This window comes from Porphyromonas bennonis DSM 23058 = JCM 16335 (assembly GCF_000375645.1).
Classification (GTDB): domain Bacteria; phylum Bacteroidota; class Bacteroidia; order Bacteroidales; family Porphyromonadaceae; genus Porphyromonas_A; species Porphyromonas_A bennonis.
Map to the genome: position 1 here is coordinate 1 of NZ_AQWR01000006.1, position 21,714 is coordinate 21,714.

Annotated in this window: 19 protein-coding genes; all 19 read right to left on the minus strand. The window is 57.8% G+C overall.

Translation table 11 applies throughout. The features are described from left to right. Positions 1–764: 764 nt before the first annotated feature. The 19 genes from B088_RS02000 to B088_RS08245 all read right to left on the minus strand — a co-directional run bounded on the left by B088_RS02000 (position 765) and on the right by B088_RS08245 (position 21,420). On the minus strand, positions 765–1,634 hold the full coding sequence (locus B088_RS02000; RefSeq protein ID WP_018106738.1) for a 4-hydroxy-3-methylbut-2-enyl diphosphate reductase: 870 nt from the start codon (positions 1,632–1,634) through the stop codon (positions 765–767). Beyond that, positions 1,631–2,314, minus strand: coding sequence for a (d)CMP kinase (cmk, locus tag B088_RS02005; protein ID WP_018106739.1), 684 nt, complete (start codon positions 2,312–2,314; stop codon positions 1,631–1,633). Before cmk ends, B088_RS02000 begins: the two co-directional genes overlap by 4 nt. After that, positions 2,314–4,386 carry a tetratricopeptide repeat protein gene (locus B088_RS02010; RefSeq protein WP_155802250.1) on the minus strand — a complete coding sequence of 691 codons (2,073 nt, stop codon included), beginning with the start codon at positions 4,384–4,386 and terminating at the stop codon, positions 2,314–2,316. The genes cmk and B088_RS02010 overlap by 1 nt, the downstream gene beginning before the upstream one ends. Before the next feature lie 9 nt (positions 4,387–4,395). Next, positions 4,396–4,953, minus strand: coding sequence for a peptide deformylase (gene def / locus B088_RS02015; protein WP_018106741.1), 558 nt, complete (start codon positions 4,951–4,953; stop codon positions 4,396–4,398). 20 nt (positions 4,954–4,973) lie between these two features. Next, entirely contained in the window at positions 4,974–5,417 is a 444-nt protein-coding gene (gene ruvX / locus B088_RS02020; protein WP_018106742.1) for a Holliday junction resolvase RuvX, read from the minus strand. Further along, on the minus strand, positions 5,402–5,869 hold the full coding sequence (gene folK, locus B088_RS02025; protein ID WP_018106743.1) for a 2-amino-4-hydroxy-6-hydroxymethyldihydropteridine diphosphokinase: 468 nt from the start codon (positions 5,867–5,869) through the stop codon (positions 5,402–5,404). The genes ruvX and folK overlap by 16 nt, the downstream gene beginning before the upstream one ends. A gap of 5 nt (positions 5,870–5,874) precedes the next feature. After that, a complete protein-coding gene (gene queA, locus B088_RS02030) occupies positions 5,875–6,924 on the minus strand; it encodes a tRNA preQ1(34) S-adenosylmethionine ribosyltransferase-isomerase QueA (RefSeq protein ID WP_018106744.1) in 1,050 nt (349 codons plus the stop codon). A 24-nt stretch (positions 6,925–6,948) separates the two neighbouring features. After that, complete coding sequence (gene truB / locus B088_RS02035; RefSeq protein ID WP_018106745.1) at positions 6,949–7,791, minus strand: tRNA pseudouridine(55) synthase TruB; 843 nt, start codon at positions 7,789–7,791, stop codon at positions 6,949–6,951. Positions 7,792–7,800: 9 nt separating this feature from the next. After that, entirely contained in the window at positions 7,801–8,655 is an 855-nt protein-coding gene (locus tag B088_RS02040; protein ID WP_018106746.1) for an undecaprenyl-diphosphate phosphatase, read from the minus strand. Further along, positions 8,655–8,969, minus strand: a complete 315-nt coding sequence (locus B088_RS02045; RefSeq protein WP_018106747.1) for a DUF3098 domain-containing protein — start codon at positions 8,967–8,969, stop codon at positions 8,655–8,657. Before B088_RS02045 ends, B088_RS02040 begins: the two co-directional genes overlap by 1 nt. A gap of 25 nt (positions 8,970–8,994) precedes the next feature. Next, positions 8,995–9,879 carry a cell division protein FtsX gene (locus B088_RS02050; RefSeq protein ID WP_018106748.1) on the minus strand — a complete coding sequence of 295 codons (885 nt, stop codon included), beginning with the start codon at positions 9,877–9,879 and terminating at the stop codon, positions 8,995–8,997. Between the two features lie 330 nt (positions 9,880–10,209). After that, positions 10,210–10,806, minus strand: coding sequence for a cob(I)yrinic acid a,c-diamide adenosyltransferase (locus tag B088_RS02055; protein WP_018106749.1), 597 nt, complete (start codon positions 10,804–10,806; stop codon positions 10,210–10,212). 2 nt (positions 10,807–10,808) lie between these two features. Then, positions 10,809–11,348 carry a hypothetical protein gene (locus tag B088_RS02060; RefSeq protein WP_018106750.1) on the minus strand — a complete coding sequence of 180 codons (540 nt, stop codon included), beginning with the start codon at positions 11,346–11,348 and terminating at the stop codon, positions 10,809–10,811. A 6-nt stretch (positions 11,349–11,354) separates the two neighbouring features. Then, positions 11,355–12,233, minus strand: a complete 879-nt coding sequence (locus B088_RS02065) for a YicC/YloC family endoribonuclease (RefSeq protein WP_025081805.1) — start codon at positions 12,231–12,233, stop codon at positions 11,355–11,357. 107 nt (positions 12,234–12,340) lie between these two features. Next, positions 12,341–15,736, minus strand: a complete 3,396-nt coding sequence (gene secA, locus B088_RS02070; protein WP_018106752.1) for a preprotein translocase subunit SecA — start codon at positions 15,734–15,736, stop codon at positions 12,341–12,343. 98 nt (positions 15,737–15,834) lie between these two features. Continuing rightward, positions 15,835–17,391 carry an alkaline phosphatase family protein gene (locus B088_RS02075; protein ID WP_018106753.1) on the minus strand — a complete coding sequence of 519 codons (1,557 nt, stop codon included), beginning with the start codon at positions 17,389–17,391 and terminating at the stop codon, positions 15,835–15,837. Beyond that, entirely contained in the window at positions 17,391–18,584 is a 1,194-nt protein-coding gene (locus B088_RS02080; RefSeq protein ID WP_018106754.1) for a lipoprotein N-acyltransferase Lnb domain-containing protein, read from the minus strand. The genes B088_RS02075 and B088_RS02080 overlap by 1 nt, the downstream gene beginning before the upstream one ends. Continuing rightward, positions 18,581–19,960 carry an RsmB/NOP family class I SAM-dependent RNA methyltransferase gene (locus B088_RS02085; protein ID WP_018106755.1) on the minus strand — a complete coding sequence of 460 codons (1,380 nt, stop codon included), beginning with the start codon at positions 19,958–19,960 and terminating at the stop codon, positions 18,581–18,583. Before B088_RS02085 ends, B088_RS02080 begins: the two co-directional genes overlap by 4 nt. Beyond that, positions 19,960–21,420: a DUF3078 domain-containing protein gene (locus B088_RS08245; RefSeq protein ID WP_018106756.1), complete on the minus strand. Its 1,461-nt coding sequence runs from the start codon at positions 21,418–21,420 to the stop codon at positions 19,960–19,962. Before B088_RS08245 ends, B088_RS02085 begins: the two co-directional genes overlap by 1 nt. Positions 21,421–21,714: the final 294 nt, after the last annotated feature.

Here is a 21,714-nt window from a genome sequence, read left to right on the forward strand (position 1 = left end):
AAAGAGTGGTGAACGAAGCACCCCGACAGGGGTGCCCGCTTTTTAGACCCGGGTCGAGGGGCGTAGCCCCGACGACCCGGGGGTCAGGCGTTGCTCGCGATCCCGCGACCCCGCTAGGGTGTCGCACTGATTGACTGACTGGTATGTGCGACACCATGGCGGGGTCGCTGAAGGCTATGCTCGGCGACCCACAAGGGGTCGAGGGGGTAGGGAAGGGTCTTTGTACATCGGTCACCGCTTCGCGGATGACCGATGCCTATGGAGCGAGCACCCTTCGGGTGCCTCACGGATAAGCCCTCTAGGTATATGATTACCCCAATGCTCAAATGCGTCACCCCTGTCCGAAAAACAGGACTAACGGGATATGACCTCAGACTTATGTCGGTATTAGTGATCACTATTACCGCTATTAGTGTCGACTAATACCGGTAATAGATGAGTCTAATACCGGTAAAAGAAACGAGCGAACCCTACACGCTGATTCCCAAACCTGTAAGCATACGTGACATAGGGTTCCCTTTTCTAAGATCGAGACTCCTCCTGCATAATGTGGTAGGCACTAATGCGCTGTACTGATCCGGGCAGTATATGAAGCTATTCCAAAGGGGGAAATCTCGCTCCCCCATCAGTCTAACTCTTCAGAAGACCGTTGCGGTAAGAGAGACCTGGGCAATGGGTACGACGAAGTGACCTGACCGGGGATGCCGATCAGGCTTTGCTTAGCAATTTGGATGAATAGGGGGATAGACCGACTACGGTCGGGATCAGGGATTGAGCTCCCGCAGGCGGTCACGGACCTGCTCCATCTGCCACATGGGGGTGGAGGTAGCGCCGGTGACGCCCACCGTCCGGACCTCTGGTGGGAGGGGGTCGGTGATCTCGGAGGGGTCGGAGATGAAGTAGGTGTGGGGGTTGGCCTGCAGGGCGGTGTGGTAGAGCACCTTACCATTGCTGCTATTCTTGCCGGCGATGAAGTAGATCACGTCCTTGCTCTTGGCGAAGTCGGTGAGGTCCTTCATCCGATTGGCGACCTGACGGCAGATGGTGTCATGGCTCTCGAGAGGGACCCCGGGGGCGAGATGGTCGCTGATAAAGCCGACGAGCTCCCGGTAAGCCTTGCCGTCCATGGTGGTCTGGCTGAAGAGGTAGACGGGACGACTGAGGTCGACCTTCTCCTCCACGTCGCTGATCGACTGGACGACGATCGCATGCCCCTCGGTCTGACCGACGAGTCCATTCACCTCGGCATGCCCCAGCTTGCCGAAGATGACGATCTGCCCTCCCTCGCGGGAGGTTTTCTCATAAGTCTTGCGGATCTTGCGCTGGAGGGAGAGGACGACCGGGCAGGTGGCGTCGATGATCTCCAGCCCGCGGGCGCGTGCCTCGGCATAGACCTCGGGCGGTTCGCCGTGCGCCCGGAAGAGTACCCGCTTGTCCCTCATACGGCTGAGATCCTCGTAGCGGATCGGACGGAGTCCCTTCTCGGAGAGACGGGAGACCTCCTGACTATTGTGGACAATGTCGCCGAGGGAGTAGAGCGAGTGCCCACCCTCGAGCTCGGTCTCAGCCTTCTCGATCGCAGTGACAACGCCGAAGCAGAAGCCGGACTTGCTATTAATCTCAATGTCGATCATAGGCGCTCCCTCACCCGCTCCTCGACCCAGGCCTGCTGCTGGTCGAGGGTCATATCGGAGTTGTCGAGGACAAGGGCGTCCTCAGCCTGCCGAAGGGGACTGACGGCGCGACCGGAGTCGATGCGGTCCCGCTCTCGGACGTTAGCGAGCACGGAGTCGAAGGTGACCGACTCGCCCTTTGCCGTCAGCTCATCAAAGCGACGGCAGGCACGGACCTCCGGTCGTGCGGTGACGAAGATCTTGAGCTCCGCATCGGGGAGGATGGTGGTACCGACATCCCTTCCGTCCATCACGACCCCCTTCTCCTTCGCCATATCCTGCTGCTGCCTCGTGAGTGCGGCACGGACCTCCGGTATGGTAGCGATCGGGCTGACATGCTCCGAGACCTCCATGCCTCGGATCTCCCGCTCGACATCCTCGCCATTGAGGAGAAGGTGCTGACCATCGGGGTAGATGGCGAAGCGCATCTCTATCCGGGGGAGGCGGCGGATGATCTCCTCGACCATCGGCTCCTCTCCACTGAAGAGTCCCTCACGGAGGGCATAGAGCGTGACGCCCCGGTACATGGCGCCGGTATCTACGTAGGTGTAGCCGAGGGAGCGGGCGAGACGCTTCGCGATGGTGCTCTTGCCACAGGAGGAGTAGCCGTCGAGGGCGATATTGATCTTGCTGTCTGTCATTACTGCATGCGCTTGATGATGTTGTAGGAGCCGAAGACGCCGAGAGCGCCGGCGCGGCTCATGTCCTCGTCCCCCTTCTCCTTATCCCCCGTGGCGTAGTAGGCAAGTCCGCGGGCAAAGAAGGCGTCACCAAATGAGGGATCCCTGATGATCAGATCGCTGAGGGTGGAGATCGCCTCGTGGTACTGTCCCATACCATAGAAGGCATAGGCGAGGTTGTAGAGCGCGGGGAGGTAGCCGGGGACGAGGTCGAGGACCTTACGGAAGTCCTCTATGGAGGCGGTGTAGGCCGCTTTCCTGAGGAGGTAGTCCTTGGAGAGATCTGCCTTAGAGACGTCAACGCCGAGGTCGATCTGGGTGTGGCGGACGGCCTCCCTATTGATGAAGTCCTTGATGCGGGAGACACCGCGCTGGAGGTAGGCATCGGGCTGGTCGGGGTGCTCAGTGATCACCCGGTCGAGCGTCGACACCGCCGCCGCATGGTCACTGACCATCACCTGATCCATAGCGAGAGCAAAGAGATCCTGCTGCCTCATCTGCGGGAAGGAGTCGATGCGGCTCATGTGGTAGTCAAACTGGAGCTGATTGAGTACCGGGAGGTCATTGACCACATAGATCTTACGATCGGACGTCGGCAGACGAAGTTCGCCAGAGTAGTCCCGCTCTTTGCCGAGTCGGGGCTGAGCCTCCTCCTTCATATAGTAGGAGAGGGTAAAGAGCGGCATCGGCTCCACCGGCATGTCTCGATCCTGCACGCGACCACGGATGCCGCCCTCCTCCGCCTCGGCATAGAGCTCATTGTACCCCTTCTCTCGGCTGTTGTAGACGAGGAGACGGAACTTGCGGATGTTATCGTCCCGCTCGTCCCGAACCTGGCGGGCGCCTCCCTCGGCGTACATATTCTCCGCATCCTCCTTCAGCAGCTCGGACATCTCCTTCTGCTGCTGCTCCGCCTTGCGACGGGTAGCGGGATCGTACATCATCTTGCTGGCGAGGTAATTGTCCTTCTTTGCCTCAAGGGTCTGCCCCAGACCCATATTGGCTCTGGCGCGCTCGGCAAAGGCGGGGACAAAGGTTGGATAGCGGGTAATGATCTTGGTGAGGTCGGACTTGGCGAGAGTGTAGCTGCCGAGCTCATTGGCAACTAAAGCGCGATTGAAAATCGCAAAGTAATTGTCGGGCTGCAGCATGACCACTCTGCTGAAGTCGTCGAGTGCGCCATTGAGCTCCCCCACCTGCGTCCGGAGGAGAGCGCGATTGTAGCGGGCAATTAGGTTATTAGGGTCCAGCTCCACCGCCATCGTGTAGTCGCCCATCGCTCCGCGCATGTTATTTTGCTGGTATCGGATGAGCGCTCTATTGGTATAGAGTATCGGCTCATTCGCATTGATGCGGATCGCCTTGTCGAGGTAGTCCTCCGCCTTGCGGTACTCGTGCCTGCTGTACGCGATATCCGCCATCGAGAGGTGGGCATTGGTCAGCGTGGGCGAGAGGGCGAGCGCTTTCTCAAAGAGCCCCTGAGCCGCTACGGTATCCCCCTGCTGCAGTCGGAGACCGCCATCGATCAGATAGCCATCCGCATAGTCGGGATGGAATCGATGGAGGTGGTCTAGGAGGCGACGGGCGGAGAGACTGTCCTTCATGGAGGTGTAGAGAACCGCGGCATTATGGAGCGCTCCCCGATTGTCGGGATTGTCGGCTAGCACCACCTTGTAGTCCTGAAGCGCCAGAGAGTCCTCGCCCAGCGTGTGACGGGTGAGGGCGCGGAGGTAATAGGCATCGTAGATGAAGGGATTGCGTCCGATGCTCACGGAAGCATCCTGCTCGGCACCCCTCACATCCCCAAGGCTGTACTTCGCCACCGCACGCCAGTAGTAGGGGCGTGCCGAGGTGGAGTCGACCCGGATGGCGGTATTGAAGTACTGGATGGCGAGGACGTAGTCCTTGAAGAGGATCGCATTTTGCCCTATGGTCATCACCCGGGTCGGGTCGATCTGGGCGTGTGCGGGCAGGAGATGGCAGACCACCAGTAGGGCAGTCATCCAAAGTCGTAAGCGGATCCTCTCTCTCATCCCGGATAGTTATCGGCTGTTGGTGATGATCTTGTAGTCCGCCCGGACATTGCCGCGGGACATCTTCTTGAGCTTACTGCGGATCATGGCCTTGCGCATTGCGGGGACCTTGTCCGTAAAGAGAATCCCGCGGGTGTGGTCAAACTCGTGCTGGAAGACCCGAGCGCTGAAGCCTCGGAAGGTCTCCTCGTGCCACTCGAAGCTCTCATCCTGGTACTTCACCCGCACCATCGTCGGTCGACTCACCGGCTCGCTGAGACCGGGAAGGCTGAGACATCCCTCATCCAAGGTCACCTCCTCTGTGCCATACTCCAACACCTCCGCATTGATAAAGGTGTGCTTCATATCCGCCGTCTCGGGATAGGCGTCCTTGAGGGGCGATGCATCGATGACAAAGAGCTGCAATGCCTTGCCCACCTGCGGGGCGGCCAGCCCAATCCCATCGGAGGCGTACATGGTGTCGTACATATCGGCAATCAGTTTCTGGAGACCCGGCAGGTCAGGAGTCACCTCCTTGGTCGGTTCTCTCAGTATGTCGGTGCCGTAGACGTATATAGGTAGTTCCATTGCTTACATTCTATTCATTATTATATCTCTCCCCGCTCCTGCATCTCACGATAGGTCCTGCTCTCGAGGAAGTCCCGCAGGATGATCACGGCGCTGATCTCGTCGACCAGCCCTTTCTCCCGCCTCTTCATCCGCCCCATTCCGCTCTCGAGGAGGGTCCGATTGGCGATCACTGAAGTGAAGCGCTCGTCATACCTTATGATGGGCATGGTAGGCAAAAGTTTACGCAGCCTATTGATCAACGGGGTAATGTACTTCTCACTCTCCGAGGGCGTATTGTCCGCCTGCTTAGGTAGCCCGATGATGATCGCATCCACCTCCTCCTTTTCACAGTATTTCCGTACTCGGTCAGGGATCTCGCCCGTGGAGGCATAGCCCATGCCGTCGGGGATGATCCTCAGGGGATCTGTCACCGCCATACCGGTTCGCTTGCGCCCTACATCCAGCCCTAAGAGACGTCCCATAGCAGCTCTCGGATGGTCTTACCGGTGACCGGGTCGATCACGTCAGGCGCTATCTCAGCCAGAGGCTTGAGGACGAAGAGTCGCTCCCGCATACGAGGATGAGGGATCTCCAGCCACTCGTCGTGGTAGACCAGGTCATCGATCATCAGTATATCAACATCGCAGGTCCGGTCGAAGTGGATCCCGCCGACGCTCTTCCGCTCACGCCCCAGCTCCCGCTCGATCTCGCGCGTCACCGTCAGGAGGGCACGAGGGGCAAGCGAAGTACGGACAGCGAGCACTTGATTGAGGAACTTATGCTCACTCTCAAAGCCCACCGGCTCCGTCTCCATAGGAGAAGAGACGGCGAGGACGTCCCCTACCCGCTCACCGATCAGCCGCGCGGCCTCGGAGAGGTAGTGGGTGCGATCCCCCAAGTTGCTCCCAAGAGCGATATAAGCGGTGCGCTCCATAGGTGTCAGATGATGAGCATAGCATCACCGTAGCATCCAAAGCGGTACTCCTCCTTGATCGCCACCTTGTACGCATTCATCATATGATCGTACCCACCAAAGGCCACCGCCGTGAGCAGCGTAGAGGAGTATGGCATATGGAAACCGGTCACCATACTATTGGCGATGCCAAAGGTGTACTCTGGGTAGATAAACTTCCCCGTCCAGCCTCCATAGGGCTTGATAAAGCCATCGGTGCTGAGCGCAGTCTCCAGTGCCTTCATCGTCGAGGTACCTACGCCACATATCTTATGCCCTCCCACTCGCGCCTTATTGACCACGTCGCAGCACTCCTGAGTGATAGAGATCTGCTCGGATCCCATCTTGTACTTCGCCAGGTCGTCCACGTCGATCTCGTCGTACATCACACGGCTGGTGCTCAGTTCGAGCTTGGCGAAGTGGACATCCTTCAGGTCGAGGCGCTTCATCAGCTCGCGGCTAAAGTGAAACCCTGCCGACGGTCCCACGACAGCTCCCTCCGCCTCTGCGTAAATGGTCTGGTACCGCTCAGCATCCTCCGGTGTCGGCTCACGCTTGATATAGTCGGGCAGAGGCGTCATGCCGAGGTCCTTCAGATCCTGGATGAAGTGGTCATGATCTCCGTCGTAGAGGAAGCGAAGGGTGCGGCCCCGAGAGGTGGTATTATCGATCACCTCAGCGACCAGTCGCTCATCGTCACCAAAGAAAAGCTTATTCCCGATCCGGATCTTGCGAGCCGGATCCACGAGGACATCCCAGAGATAGTTCTCAGCCTTCAGCTCGCGCATCAGGAATACCTCGATGCGGGCATTCGTCTTCTCCTTATGACCCACGAGGTGGGCAGGGAAGACCTTCGCATTATTGAGGACAATCACGTCGTCCTCTGAGAAGTACTCGATCAGATCCTTAAACTGTCTATGCTCGATCTCCCCACTCTTGCGGTGGAGCACCATCATCCGAGACTCATCACGAAAGTCTGTCGGATGCTGAGCAATCAGTTTCTTGGGCAGCTTGAAGCCAAATTGTGACAACTTCATATATCAGTGTCTCTAAAATTGATTTTATCTATTCTCCCCCTCAGCAGCAATACGATCCCGCCACGCCCTCAGGTCGGTCTGGTGGACGGAGGCGTAGACATCCAGCGTCTGCCGGATAAATGACTCAAAGTCCTCCGGACGGATGCAATCCTCCACGCTTCGGTCGCCGACCCGAGTCCGACGCAGTCGCGTGAGATGAGCCCCACAGCCGAGCTGCTCGCCCAGGTCACGAGCCAGCGCGCGGATGAAGATCCCCTTGCCCCCCGTTACCCGTACCCGTGCCAGCGGCGCCTCGTAGCTCAGCAGCTCGATCCGATCAAAGCGGACCCGCTTAGCCGGCAGCTCCACCTCATCCCCCCGGCGCGCAATCATATAGGCACGCTCGCCGCCTATCTTCGCAGCGGAGTAGGCAGGCGGCACTTGGTCGATCTCCCCCTCGTACGAGCGCAGAGCTGTACGTATCTCCTCCTCTGTGAGGTGATCGTAGGGGAAAAAGGCGTCTATGGAGTGCTCCAAGTCAAAGCTCGGCGTGGTGGCGCCCAGTCTTATCGTCGCCTCGTAGCACTTGTCGTGATCCTGCAGCTCCTCAATGCGCTTGGTGAAGCGCCCGGTACAGAGCACTACCACACCTGTGGCCAGAGGATCAAGTGTACCGGCATGTCCGACCTTGAGCCGCTTCAGATTGAGCTCCGTGCAGGCGAGTCGACGAAAGAGATTGACCAAGTCAAAGCTGGTCCAGCCGAGCGGCTTATCTACAGAGATGATCATCCCGTCGCTGAAGGGATTAGGCGGTGCGACACGCCTGCGTCCCCGCTCAGCGCCTATCTGATAGACCGCTCGAGTCAGTCGCTCCTCTCTACCGTCCATAACCCTCACTTAGAAAACAGCAAGATCCATGCCCAAGCCCAGCATCGTCAGGATGACACCCGCGACGACGATGCGATACCAACCAAAAGAGGCAAAGGTGTGCTTCTGCACAAAGGTGATGAAGAAACGGATCGCAGCCAATGCCACGACGAAAGAGATCACATTACCCACCACTAATAGGCCCATATGATCGGAGAGTACCGACAGCTCGCCGGACTTCCAGAACTTCAGCACCTCGTAGCAGGTGGCACCCAGCATCGTTGGCACAGCGAGAAAGAAGCTAAACTCAGCTGCCCGCTTCCGATCCATCCCCGCCACCATACCACCGACAATCGTACTCATAGAGCGAGACATCCCCGGCATAAACATAGCGATGGTCTGGAAGAGACCGACGACAAAGGCATTCTTGTAAGTAATCTCCCGCCCGTGGCTTCCCTTATGGAGCCACTTGTCGATGAAGAGCATCACCACACCTCCAATGAGGAGATTGACTGCGATGATCCACACCGAGCCGAGAGCATGATCCACCCAGTCGCCGAAGAGCAAACCCAGCACGACTGCCGGCAAGAGGCCGATCAGGAGAGCTATGTAGAAGCGGAAGCGGCTCACGTTTCGCTTCCACGTCGGCACATCAGGGTGATCCATCTCCGGTGCCACCCTGAAGTCGAAGAAACGCTTCCAGTAGAGCACCACCACGGAGAGGATGGCTCCGAACTGGATCATGACGGTGAAGGCCTTCACGAAAGGCGTACTCTCGATCCCCATCAGGGACTGAGCGATCACTAAGTGACCGGTACTGGAGACCGGCAGAAACTCTGTCAGACCCTCGACGATGGCGAGGATAATGGCTTGGACAACTGTCATCACTCAGTAGGCTTGGTGGTGTCGTCAGAGGGAGTCTCCTCGACGGAGTCGCTCCCCTTATAGTCGCTTCGTTTCCGCCATAGGATCGCCACGGCGATGCCGGCATATCCCAGCATACAGACCAGCGGAGCCACGCGGATGCGTAGGGGACTGAAGACCTCAGGATTAAAAGTGACCCCATCCGTGGAGGCACCTCCGCTCATCAGCAGGTACCCGATGATCAGGAGAAGGAGTGAGCCGAGGAGGATCAGGAGATTGACTCTCCCGAAGCCGTAGGTCTCAAAGTTCGTTTTCTTACCCTTATCTTTACTCATAGCTTTATGTCTTGATGGCCCGCTCTCAGGCACGATAGAGACGATCCTCATCCATCTTGAGATACCGACTGACAGCAGCGGCAGAGGCGATCCAGGAGATCAGTATCCCTGAGACCAGCACGACTGCCCCGGCGATCACCATATTCTGTGTAGACAGCACACCGCTGAGGATCGGATACTTTGTCAGGAGGTAGTAGCGGCACCAGACCATCAGCCCGATGGCAACCACCGCTGCCACCACCCCACTCCTTATGCCCGAGGCGATGAAGGGGCGGCGGATAAAGGAGCCGGTCGCCCCCACTAATCGCATGGTGTAGATGATGAAGCGTTTGGCATAGACCCGCAGGCGGATCGTATTATTGATCAGAACGACCGAGATCACCAGCAGGAGCAGCGCCAGCGCACCCATGATCAGGGCGATGGTGCTGAGATTGCGATTGAGCTCATCGACCAGGTCCTTGCGGTAGGAGACCGTCTGAGCGATAGGGAAGGACTGCAGCTCCTTAGCCACCAGCTCGATACTGTCCGGACTGGCGGCGTACTCTGAGAGGACATGCACCTCCAGCGTAGGCGAGAGAGGGTTCCACCCGAGGAAGTCCTCAGGATTCTCCCCCAGCTCCTCAGCCAGCTCCTGCATCGCCTCCTCCTTGGAGTAATAGCTCACCTCCTTAGTATACGGTCTGGAGGAGATCTTATCACGCATGGAGACGATGTCGGCATCGGGACTCTCCGGATCGAGCAGTACGGTGTAGCTGAGACTCTCGCGGATGTAGTCCCCCAGGCCACGCCCCACCAGCCCGATCATCGCCACGAGTCCGATCAGGAAGAGTACAGCACAGATACTGACTGTACTGAGGAATGTAGAGCCGGTCACCGGGACCCGATGCGATTTCTTGGGCTTAGTCGACATGTCTATCTACCACAACTTATTTTGACTATCTCGGATGGCGTTAGCTTTCTTCAGAAGCAGGCGAGAGATCTGAGAGCCGATCTCCCAGCCCCCTCTCCTCAGCGCTTCGTCACGCTTACGTCCGTCCTTTCATTACGCAAATATACCAAATCAAACGGCACACCACCCCCTCCCCCGAGCACCTTCATCAGGGGTGCAATCTATTACCGATAAGAGAGAATACTAATACCGGTAATAGACTTCACTAATATCGGTATTAGAATTCTCTATTACCGGTATTAGAGATTGGCGAGAAGTGGGCAGGGAAATGTGGTGACGGTCCGAACGGCTTCAGAAGACTTCTTTGCTCCCCCTCCAGACCACCTCCTGACCACCCTCAGCACGAGCGGCAGTGCGTCCGAGTACGAAGAAGTAGTCACTCAGGCGATTGATGTACTGCAGGACAGAGGGATCGATCTCAGCCGTCGGCTCTGCCTCGAGGAAGGCGTAGATGTCCCGCTCTGACCGCCGTGCCACCGTGCGGCAGATGTGCGCTACGGAGGCGGCTCGACCTCCGGCGGGGAGGATGAATTGCTTCAGCTTCGGCAGCTCTCCATCGAGCCGATCGACCATCTGCTCCAGGTGGCGGATGTCCTCCTCGGAGAGTCCGCTGCCGCAGTACTTCAGCAGCTCCGGGTCAGTTGTGTCCGTCGCAATGTGTGTGCCGCAGGTGAAGAGTCGCTCCTGGATCTCCTGCAGCAGATCATCCTGCCCAAGAGAGGAGGGCAGCTCGGCACGGAGCAGTCCGATGAATGAATTGAGCTCATCGAGCTGGCCGTAGGCATTCAGCCTCGGAGATGCCTTGGAGACTCGCTTACCGCCGACGAGAGAGGTTTTCCCCTTATCGCCACGACCGGTGTAGAGCTTGCTTTTCTTTTTTTCGTCCATTTTTATACTGTACTACGGTAAATGTAAAGGTTATCATTCTTGCTAAATAGCAGGGCATGGTCGTACAGGTCGATCACCACCCCGCAAGTCAGGTGGGCAACCAAGTCTCGCAGTCGCTCCTCAGCAGCCCTGTCCCGTCGGACATCGGTCAGCAGGACCGCCCTACCCTGCACCTGTAGGAAGCGAAGGGCCTCCTCGGCACTGTCGGTATAGAGCAGCGCGCGATCCATCGTCCCGAGGTCACTCAGCGGCAGAGTCCTCATGCGGCTGTCTGCGAGAGCGGCGTAGTCCATCGCCGCCTGCCGATCCGGAGTGGTCTCGCCATAGGCAGTCACCACATAGTCCAGGCGGGCAATAAGCCTATACCAGAGCGCCAGTCGGTCCCGCTCCGGTGTGGGGAGGTAGTACTCATACCTCGGCTGCACGACAGAGCAGACCATCCGGTACGCCATCGGCGAGTGGACGCCGTGTCCCCTCCCGTAGCGGAGCCGACGGAGGATCCGACAGCAGTAGAGGCTCCGATGAGGATAGAGCAAGTGCATGGGGGATCAGAGGACGTTGAGGACCTGCTCCTTGATCTGCTCGAGATGATCCTTCATCTTTACGGTGATCTTCTGGAGCGTGGCGTGGTTGCTCTTGGAGCCGAAGGTATTGATCTCCCGACCGATCTCCTGAGCGATAAAGCCGAGCTTGCGTCCCTGTCCGACCTCACCGTCCATGGTGGTCTCGAAGTAGGAGAGGTGGTTGATGAGCCTATTCCGCTCCTCGTGCACGTCGAGCTTGTCGATGTAGTAGATCATCTCCTGCTCGAGTCGGCTGGCATCGTAGTTATTCTGCGTCACACGACGGAGCTCTGTCTCCAGCCTCTCGCGGACTGTGTCAATGCGCTCCTGCTCGTAGGGCTCAGTGGAGCTGATGAGCGTCCGGATCGCCTCGATATTCTCCTGGAAGACTCGGTAGAGCGACTCACCCTCCTGTGCCCGGAAGGCAGTGAAGTGGTCGATCGCCTCTGAGAGCGTCTCCATCACGATGCGACCGTCACTCTCCGTCTCTGCCTGGTCGAGCTCGGCCGTGCGGACCACGCCCTGGAAGCCGATGATCAGACTCATGGGATCCCTGGGCAGGGGAATGCCGGTATCTGCGCTCAGCTGCTGCAGTCGCTCCCAGTAGGTGGTCGCGACACGCTCATCGATGGTGAGTGGCGCCTGTGTCTCGAGATGGTCGACGCTGATGTAGACGTCCATCTTGCCTCTCAGGCATCGATTGGTAGTGGTCTTGCGGATCTCCTGCTCCAGAGCTCGGAGGTAATTGGGGAGATGGACATTGACATCCGCATTCTTGCTATTGACAGAGTAGATCTCCACGGTGACCTTCCTTCCCTCACCGCTCCGCTCAGCCCTCCCGTAGCCGGTCATTGAGTATATCATATGTGGTGTATAAAAAAGGACAGCCACTCCGCTCCACTGTATCTCCACCGGAGTCAGGGTACGTCATGGCTGTCCTTAGATTAAGTAAATATCGTGCTTAGTTACGGTCAGAGGTTGCGGCCGTGGCAGTTCTTAAACTTCTTACCGCTGCCACAGGGGCAGGGGTCGTTACGGCCCACCTTCTTGGCAGCTCGGTAGGGGGTGTTATTCGCCTGAGCAGCCTCGGAGGCGGCGCGACCAGCCTCGGTGCGCTGCTCCGCCTGCTGCTGGTAGTCATCCTTCTGCTCACGGTAGCGACTGCGGTCATTGGCACGAGGATCATCGTGGTGCTCCCCGATCCTCACCTGCTGCTGAGCGGCGGCTGCTCGTGCCATGGCGGCGGCTCTCGCTGCCTGCGCCTGACGACGTGCCTCCTGCTCCTCAGGGGTGGCGATATTGATGTGACCGCGCATGATGATCTCGGTGATCTTCACATTGAGGTCATCGATCATGCGCTTGAAGAGGTCATACGCCTCGACCTTAAAGATCACCAGCGGGTCCTTATTCTCATACGAAGCGGTGCGGACGGCATTCTGCAGCTCATCCATCGCCAGCAGATGACGCTCCCATGCCTCGTCGATCGTGTAGAGGAGGATCGTCTTCATGAAGGACTTGGAGATGCTCTGCGAGTTGCTCTCTACCGCCTCCTTCAGATTGGTCACCACATTGTACATCAGACGACCATCAGTGACGGGGACATAGATCTGCTCCACCTGAGAGCCGTGCTCCTTATAGAAAGCCTGCAGTGCCGGATCAGCCTGCTCTGCCATCCGGTCCATACGTCGCTTCAGCGTGGCAGAGGCCTCATCCAGCAGACGGGCTGCAATATCATTAGCCTCGAGTCCCTTAAACTCGGTCTCGGAGACCGGACACTCGATGGCAAAGACCTTGTAGACCTCAGTGCGGAAGTCGTCAAAGGAGCCTCCCGCATGCTTCGTGGCGAGATAGATCGCGGACTGCTCGAGCGTATTCATCACGTCGAGTCCGATGCGCTCACCCATAAGGGCGTGACGGCGACGGGTGTAGATCACCTTACGCTGGGCGTTCTTCACATCGTCGTACTCGAGGAGGTGCTTACGGATGCCGTAGTTATTCTCCTCCACCTTCTTCTGAGCATTCTCGACTGTATTGCTGAGCTGCTTAGAGACGAGCATATCGTCATCCTTGAGTCCCATGGTAGAGAGCACCTTCGCCATACGATCCGAGCCGAAGAGGCGCATCAGCTTGTCCTCCAAAGAGACAAAGAAGACGGACGACCCCGGGTCCCCCTGACGTCCTGCTCGACCACGCAGCTGGCGGTCGACACGGCGGGACTCATGTCGCTCAGTACCGATGATGGCGAGACCGCCCGCCTCCTTCACCTCGGGGGATAGCTTGATATCGGTACCACGACCGGCCATATTGGTGGCAATGGTTACCGTACTCGACTGACCCGCCTGAGCGACGATGTCTGCCTCCTTCTGGAAGAGCTTTGCATTAAGCACATTGTGCGGGATGTGTCTTAGGTCGAGCATCCTGCTGAGTAGCTCTGAGATCTCGACCGACGTGGTACCGACCAGAACCGGTCGACCCGCTTCGGTAATCGCCTGGATCTCGTCGATGACAGCGTTGTACTTCGCCTTCGCCGTCTTGTAGATGCGGTCATTCTCATCCCTGCGGATCACCGGGCGATTGGTCGGGATCACGACGACATCGAGCTTGTAGATGTCCCAAAACTCCTTCGCCTCCGTCTCTGCCGTACCGGTCATACCGGCGAGCTTGTGATACATGCGGAAGTAATTCTGCAGCGTGATCGTCGCCTTGGTCTGCGAGGCCTGCTGCACCTGTACGTGCTCCTTCGCCTCGATCGCCTGATGAAGTCCATCGGAGTAGCGGCGTCCGTTCATGATACGACCGGTCTGCTCGTCGACGATCATCACCTGATTGTCGATCACGACGTACTGGTCGTCTCGATCGAAGAGGGTGTAAGCCTTTAGCAGCTGCTGGACGGTATGGACACGCTCACTCTTGACGGAGTAATTGGTCAGCAGCTCGTCCTTTGTGCCGGCCTTCTCCTCCTCGCTAATCTCCTTATTCTCCAGCTCAGACATCTGGGCGGCAATATCGGGTAGGACGAAGAAGGCGGGGTCCTCATTCTTCTGAGACAGCAGGTCGAAGCCCTTATCGGTCAGCTCGATCTGGTTATTCTTCTCATCTACGACAAAGTAGAGCGGATCGGTCACCACATGCATCTCGCGGTTGTTGTCCTGCATGTAGAAGCCCTCCGTATCCAGGAGGCGCTTCTTCACGCCCTCGGTACTGAGGAACTTGATCAGCGGCTTGTACTTCGGCAGACCCTTGTAGCTCCGGAAGAGCAGGAGATAGCCCTCGTCGACCTCCTTGGGGTCGTCGCTCGCGATCTTCTTCTTTGCCTCGTTGAGGAGCCGGGTACAGAGCGTCCGCTGAGCATTGACAACTGACTCCACATCCTCGCGGAACTCCTCAAACATCTGATCCCCCTTAGACTCCACCGGACCGGAGATGATCAGAGGTGTACGGGCATCATCGATCAGCACGGAGTCCACCTCATCGACGATGGCATAGTTGTGGACCCTCTGTACCATGTCCTCCGGACGACGTGCCATATTGTCACGCAGGTAGTCAAAACCAAATTCGTTATTGGTCCCAAAGGTGATGTCGCAGTCGTACGCCCGCTTGCGCTCCATAGAGTTGGGCTCATGCTTGTCGATGCAGTCGACGGTGAGGCCATGGAACTGGTACAGCGGTCCCATCCACTCTTCATCACGCTTGGAGAGGTAGTCATTGACCGTCACCACATGGACGCCATTGCCGGAGAGGGCGTTGAGGAAGACCGGCAGCGTCGCCACCAGAGTCTTACCCTCACCGGTCGCCATCTCGGCGATCTTACCCTGATGGAGGACGATACCGCCGATCAGCTGCACGTCGTAGTGGACCATGTCCCACTTGGTGAGGTTGCCACCGGCCTCCCACTCATTCTTGTAGATCGCCTTGTCCCCGTCGATGGTGACGAAGTCGTGCTCTACAGAGAGATCCCGGTCATACTGCGTCGCCGTTACGACGATCTCGCTATTCTCTGCGAAGCGCCGCGCAGTGGACTTCATGACGGCAAAGGCCTCGGGGAGGATCTCATTGAGCTTATCCTCCAGCTTATCTTTCACCTTCTCCTCCAGCACATCGATCTGCTCCCACAGCGCCTCACGCTCGCTCAGCTCAGCGCTGTCGACCTTAGCCTTCAGCTCTGCGATCTGGCTCTGCTCCTCGGCGACATGGTCGCGGAGATCCTGTCTCATACGAGCGGTGTGAGCCCTCAGCTCATCATGGCTCAGCTGATCGATCGTCTCGTAGGTCGACTTGATCTGATCGACGATGGGGTATATCTGCTTGAGGTCGTTCTGTGACTTGTTGCCGAAGATACCGGCAAGTAAGTCTTTAAAGAAACTCATATATATTGTCTAGTAAAAAAGTGTATCCGTTGTCATTCTCGAGAGTACCGGACTCCAGTGGGAGTCGAAAGGTACAAAAAATATCTGATCAGTCTCGATCAGGGCGTCGGTGGTCGGATACGAAGGACGTGGGAGATTTCTCTGGAGACCCTGCGAAGGTCGAGAGGTGCGCTGATCACCTCCGGCTCGATACCCGCTCCCCAGAGGATGAACATTGTCGGCATCGGAGCGTAAGACGGCTGAGCCGGCTCTGTACCCCGATCAACCACATAGCCGGGGCTAATCCCCACGAAGACGTCCGCCCGATGGGACGGGAGCGCGCTATGGAGTGCCGTCAGGCGTGCAGTCCCTATCCGATCCCCGGGGAGGAGATCGCGTAGGGTATGGTCGGGGATCGTGTAGGAGACTCCCGCCATCTCGAGGAGGAAGGAGGAGACTGCGTCCTGTACTTCTGCCAGGGTGAGGTCGTCCCTCTTCTCGATCAATGTGCGGTCTAAGTAAAGCTCGCCCCGATCGGTTACCTCAGTGACCAGCCCCTTGATGCCATACTTGGCATGGAGGTACATGTTGGTGATCGCTCGGCAGCGCTCGGGGGAGAAGGTGGGATACCTTTTCTTATCATTCCTGATCAACTCCTGACGTGCCATGCCGTTGCCGGTCAGCGCCAGGAGGACCTCCCCTTGTCCAAACTTCCGATCCAGAAGATCCATCAACTCCCCTACCGCACGGTCGAGGAGATGATAGCTATCCAGCAGCTCGGGGGAGATACCTGCTGGGACACCGGGCGGCGTACCTGCCGTAAGGTGGAGCGCCAGCAGATCGACCGAGGCATCGGATCCCAGTCCGGCGCCCTCTATCACCGCCTCAGCAAGTCGGATGACATACTCATTGACCACCGGGGAGTGCTTCAGGTCCTGTACGGACGAAAAGGCTCTCGTATATATATGGTCGGAAGCAAAGGCTCCACTGCCGGCATAGGGCAGAAGCGAAGCGTACAGCGCCGGGTCCGACGCCTGCCAGGTGATCGACCCCTTATCGAGTCGGGTCGCCACTGTACTGCTCTTACTGATATACCATGGCAGACCTGCGGGATAGAAGGTGGAGCTGACCCACCTCGCCGTAGAGTCATCGAGCCAGTATGCAGCCTGAGCCTCGTGTCCACCGGCAATGATTGCCTCCTCGGCACACGGAGCGATGGAGAAGACCTGTCCCAGCCCATGAGTCGCCTGAGACAGTCGGTCAGCAAGGACAGGAGCGCGGAGAGCAAGGGGTGACAGACGGTCAGCCGTCGCATAGCCGATATAGTTCTTATCCTCGAGGATAGAGCCCTCACGGCTCCGCTTGCCGCCCTCCTTGCGCACCACAGCGCGTCTGCCGGTGATCCCACTTGTCAGTCCGAGCGTTCCGGTCTGCAGTACCGCCTCACTCGCTACCGGATCGGCCGTAGCCAGCGGATGGATCACTGCATCATACACCCTCCCCTCGCGAGTCAGCCTTGCCAGACCACTCTCCGAGAGATGGGGGGCCATCGCCTCGTAGAGGTCCGTCCGAAACTCATCCACCGTCAGCAGCACCACAAGCTTAGGGACTTGCTGTGCTGCGACAGGCGAGCAGACGCTCAGGAGGACGACCAGAGGCTTGAGTAGATCTTTCATCACTTAGTACTGTAGTCAAATACCTTGCCACCCTCAGGACTCGGCTCGACAAAGCGGCAGACAAACTGATCCAAACCGACGAGGATCGCCATGTAGGCCATACCGATAGGAAGGGTCTGCACATACCCGAGTCCCAGGTAGACGAGCGACAGGATGAGATTGATCAGATAGAGGTGGCTATTGAGCCGCTTATGACGCCCCTCCTGCCACATCGTCACCACAAGGATAAGCCAGAAGGGATGAAGCAGCACCATATTGGCATTAAGCAAAGTGTGCGGGTGGGCGGAGAAGAGACTGAGGAACCAGAGTACGATCCCCGCCAGACCGAAGATGACATAAAGGGCACAGCGTAGGATCCGCCACGGTAGCGGGGTGTACCTCCGCACGACAAAGTAGCAGAGCAGGTAGACGGCGACCACAGCGAGTATCGTCACCAACGGTCCGTCAAAGCGAGGCACCTCGATCACCTGCGTCTGAGCGATGATCTCCTGCTTGCGGGCGACGATCGGCTCACCGGTATCCTCCCGATAAGCTAGGTCCATCGACTGCTCCAGCAACACCGGCAAAAATCCCGCATCGCGGACGGTCATCTGTGCATCACTCTTCACCCCGAGACAGAGATCGGTGCCAAAGGTGTACCACTTCGCCGACTTACTCGACTGCCTCGTCGCCTCACGGAAGGTCGGCAGAGACTTGCGGTCGACCCTATAGACCAGCCCTCCCTCCACGAAGCGCTCGATAAGGTCGCGCGGTCGGGTGGCGCAGTTGTCGTAGAAGTAATTGTATTGATACTCTGCATTCTCCGGCAGGGCATTCCAGTCGAGGTACTCCATCAGCGCGCGCACCTCTTGCGGTCTCAGACTAAGCTCCTGCTCCACCATGCTCCTCCCCTGATCGGCATACTCGTAGACCATGCTGTCGAAGTCAGTGACCCCGAGCATATACATCGGCTTACCGATCATAAAGTTGGGGATAAAGTTCTTCTGAGACGTCGAGAAGTACCCATAGTTGTACGCCCTATCCAAGCCGGTCTCCGGGTCCTGAATACGTATCGCCGTATGACCATAGAGGTAGAAGACATACTCCGCTGACTGTCCGCAGGTGATCAGACTCGCCCGAGGCTCGGCAGCGAGCGGCAGGATGAGACTGCTCAGTAGAGTAAGCAGGGTAGTATAGAGAAGTCGTCTATTCATGTAAGATCAAAAATGTGTGGCATATCTGACAAGACAAGCCGTGTGTCATGCAGGGAGAGACTCTTCGGGTAGAGATTATTGGCCCGAGAGCCGAGCTCCTTGACGAGAGCGATCGGTACGTCAGCATAAGTGGCGACACGATATCCTCGCTCCCCCGATCCGGTGAGGGTCTGTCGTCCTATGAGGGCAAAGGCCTCCTCTGCCGTCATCGCCCGTCTCGGGTACGGCAGCAAGCTCGAGACCCGTGAGCTGAGGACCCAAGGGGCACCTGGGATGAAGTCCCGCCCCTTGATATCCCCGAGATGAAGTCCGGAGCTCAGCACGCGGACTCCCTCACTCCCCTCCAGCAGAGCAGCGACAGACTGACCGATCGGAGAGAGCAGTCGCCAGACAGACCCGTCGGGATTACAGAGCAGATACTCCACCGGCAGACTGCTCAGCTCGTCCGGTACACCGCCCGACCTGCCGGCGATCTTACGCCCGGGCATCTGTGGAGCCACCGGGGGGCCCGGCTTTCGTACGCCGAAGCAAGTAAGCCCCTCGCTCCCTGTTGTGTGGGGGAAGAAGCGGTATACCCCCGGCTCCTCCTCGCTCTCCTGGACACCATAGTCGAGGAGCTCAGGCAGTGGGATCACCTCTGCGCCGTAGTTGTCCCGGAGGAAAGAGAGCTGCGCCTCATTCTCCGCCCTATTGTACGTGCAGGTGCTATATATAAGGAGTCCACCCTCCGTCAGCATCTCCCACGCCTCGGCGAGGATCTCCCGCTGTGTGCGGGCGCAGTGGTCCACCAGCTCAAGGCTCCAGCCGGTGATGGCGTCAGGCTCCTTGCGAAACATCCCCTCGCCGGAGCAGGGTGCGTCCACCAGAATGAGATCCGCCTCCAATCCCGCAGCTCTCAGCGCCTCGGGATAGGCTGAGGTGACGATCGTCTCGTCCGCTCCCCAGCGGAGGACATTCTCCTCCAGCACCTTTGCCCGCTTGCGATCCGGCTCATTCGTGACCAGGAGACAGGTCTCCGGGAGGTGGCTGCGGAGGAGCGTCGTCTTGCCCCCCGGCGCAGCACAGAGATCCAGCGCCACTGAGGGGGCAAAGTCGACGTGATCCAGATAGCGCGCCACCACCATCGATGCCGGCTCCTGTACGTAGTAGGCCCCTGCATGCCAGAGCGGATCGGCACCAAATAGAGGACGCTCATCGAGCAATACCCCCTCTGGACACCACGGGATCTGACCCGAGGAGTGAGGGGGAAGCTTGGAGAGATTAAGCCGAACGGATACAGGCGAGGGAACCTCCGTCAGCGCTCTCTCAAGCGCCTCGTAGGCTCTCTGCCCGAAGTCCGAAGCAAAGGACTCCCTAAAGCCGTCCGGCAGCATCATCAGATCTTGAGCGAGAAGCCGAAGCTAAAGAGCTCGTTGTACTGAAGGAGAGACTTAAAGGTCTTCGGCTCATCCAGGATCACGCTGTCATCGAAGCGGAGATTGACATTGAGCATCGTGCTGAAGTACTTATTGAAGGCATACTCCAGAGTATTCTCCAGCTCCGTCTCTATATGCTTATAGGAGGTGTTGTAGTAGAGCCGAGAGCGCCAGGAGAGGGCGTCGGAGAATTGCCAGTCCAGATTCATCCGCAGCGATGATCCGAGGCGAAGGAGATAGTCCTGATCCTCCTGCAGACCATACCTACCCCTCGTCACGTCCTTGGCGTGGATCCAGATAAATTGCATCGACGCAGGCGCCACATTGAGCGTAAAGTTGAGGTTATTGAAGGGATTACCGCCGATCTTTTTCTTCTTGAGGTTATACTTCATACCGAGACCGCCGTCGATGATCAGCGGTGCAAAGGCTCGAGTGGTGACATTGCCCTCGCGGTCATAGTTATTGAGCAGCTGGCTTCGGAGGTTGAGGTCTACGGTATAGAACCAGCGCTTCCACGCCTTTAGACCCAGGTTACTACGCATCCGGAAGACATCCTCACTGATCTTAAAGTCGGGCTTCTCCTCGAGCTTGATCTCACTTGGCACCGTAAAGAGTCCCAGCTTATACTCCAGATCATTGACCCACTCCACCTTATCCTTCTTATAGGCCAGCTGATAGTAAAGTCGAGAGGAGAGGTTGGCACTGCTGGTACCACCCTTGTGCCAGTTGGGGGAGACTTGATTCTGAGCCAGCTGGGCGTGCGCCTCGAAGCGCGGCAGCCAGTAGCGGCGCTCCACCGACACCGTCTCGATCACCCCCTGTGACTTCGTCGGCACATTGGGCATATCCATCACCGCCAGCTCACCCGAGTACGAGGGGCCCTCCACCGGCTTGTACTCCAGATGATCTGTCGGGAGGAAGTCCGAGGTGTAGCGGATCAGATCCGGATGAGAGAAGAAGAATTGCTCCCTCAGCCGCTGATCGGTATTCCACCGATCCATACGCTTCGCAAAGCCGGTCGTAGGATTATACTCCCGCTCCAGCTTATCCAGGGTCGTGCGAAGCAGCGACTGCAGGACGAAGGGATTGTGAAGACGGGGATCGGTCGAGCGAACGAGAGCCACTTTATCGAAGTGGAGGGAGGGCAGCTTCCACAGGTCGAAGAGCAGTGGAGCAAAGAGCGAGGAGGAGGGCACATACCCCTCTGTCCTCAGCTGCATCGGACGGCTGATCACACCCAGCGCCTCCGGGCTCAGACCTCGGGTCAGGGTATCATTGGCCATTATCTGCTCGGAGTAAGCAGGGTACAGAGGGACCACCTCGCCGGCATCCCCCACACTCTGAGCGCTTGCCGCCACTCCACACATCATCAGGAGAGAGCCCAGCACCGGGCTTAGCACTCTGGTAACGTATCGCATCATTATTCTCTATCTCTATTAGTCACTTCGATTATGGTGCGTACCGCCGCACCCTACATTTCTACAAAGATAATACTTTTGCTCCATCCGCCTTTTGGCGACCCGATCAGATCAGCCAAAACGCATCAGAACCATCCATCAAAAGCCACAAAACTTTTGAGACAAAAGGTACGCGACCCAATAGTCTGGTTACCAGCAGAAAGCAAAGGCCTATTCCTATTACCGATATTAGGCTCGACTAATACCGGTAATAGTGTCAACTAATACCGACTATAGTAATCACTAATACCGGTATTA

Excerpts from the sequence above, each read along its gene's own strand:
- def (WP_018106741.1), bottom strand. The coding sequence starts at position 4,953 with ATGGAACTACCTATATACGTCTACGGCACCGACATACTGAGAGAACCG.
- queA (WP_018106744.1), bottom strand. The coding sequence starts at position 6,924 with ATGAAGTTGTCACAATTTGGCTTCAAGCTGCCCAAGAAACTGATTGCT.
- B088_RS02040 (WP_018106746.1), bottom strand. The coding sequence starts at position 8,655 with ATGACAGTTGTCCAAGCCATTATCCTCGCCATCGTCGAGGGTCTGACA.
- B088_RS02075 (WP_018106753.1), bottom strand. The coding sequence starts at position 17,391 with ATGAAAGATCTACTCAAGCCTCTGGTCGTCCTCCTGAGCGTCTGCTCG.
- B088_RS02065 (WP_025081805.1), bottom strand. The coding sequence starts at position 12,233 with ATGATATACTCAATGACCGGCTACGGGAGGGCTGAGCGGAGCGGTGAG.
- B088_RS02085 (WP_018106755.1), bottom strand. The coding sequence starts at position 19,960 with ATGATGCTGCCGGACGGCTTTAGGGAGTCCTTTGCTTCGGACTTCGGG.
- B088_RS02000 (WP_018106738.1), bottom strand. The coding sequence starts at position 1,634 with ATGATCGACATTGAGATTAATAGCAAGTCCGGCTTCTGCTTCGGCGTT.
- B088_RS02010 (WP_155802250.1), bottom strand. The coding sequence starts at position 4,386 with ATGAGAGAGAGGATCCGCTTACGACTTTGGATGACTGCCCTACTGGTG.
- B088_RS02080 (WP_018106754.1), bottom strand. The coding sequence starts at position 18,584 with ATGAATAGACGACTTCTCTATACTACCCTGCTTACTCTACTGAGCAGT.
- B088_RS02050 (WP_018106748.1), bottom strand. The coding sequence starts at position 9,879 with ATGTCGACTAAGCCCAAGAAATCGCATCGGGTCCCGGTGACCGGCTCT.
- folK (WP_018106743.1), bottom strand. The coding sequence starts at position 5,869 with ATGGAGCGCACCGCTTATATCGCTCTTGGGAGCAACTTGGGGGATCGC.
- ruvX (WP_018106742.1), bottom strand. The coding sequence starts at position 5,417 with ATGGGACGTCTCTTAGGGCTGGATGTAGGGCGCAAGCGAACCGGTATG.
- cmk (WP_018106739.1), bottom strand. The coding sequence starts at position 2,314 with ATGACAGACAGCAAGATCAATATCGCCCTCGACGGCTACTCCTCCTGT.
- B088_RS08245 (WP_018106756.1), bottom strand. The coding sequence starts at position 21,420 with ATGATGCGATACGTTACCAGAGTGCTAAGCCCGGTGCTGGGCTCTCTC.
- B088_RS02045 (WP_018106747.1), bottom strand. The coding sequence starts at position 8,969 with ATGAGTAAAGATAAGGGTAAGAAAACGAACTTTGAGACCTACGGCTTC.
- secA (WP_018106752.1), bottom strand. The coding sequence starts at position 15,736 with ATGAGTTTCTTTAAAGACTTACTTGCCGGTATCTTCGGCAACAAGTCA.
- B088_RS02055 (WP_018106749.1), bottom strand. The coding sequence starts at position 10,806 with ATGGACGAAAAAAAGAAAAGCAAGCTCTACACCGGTCGTGGCGATAAG.
- B088_RS02060 (WP_018106750.1), bottom strand. The coding sequence starts at position 11,348 with ATGCACTTGCTCTATCCTCATCGGAGCCTCTACTGCTGTCGGATCCTC.
- truB (WP_018106745.1), bottom strand. The coding sequence starts at position 7,791 with ATGGACGGTAGAGAGGAGCGACTGACTCGAGCGGTCTATCAGATAGGC.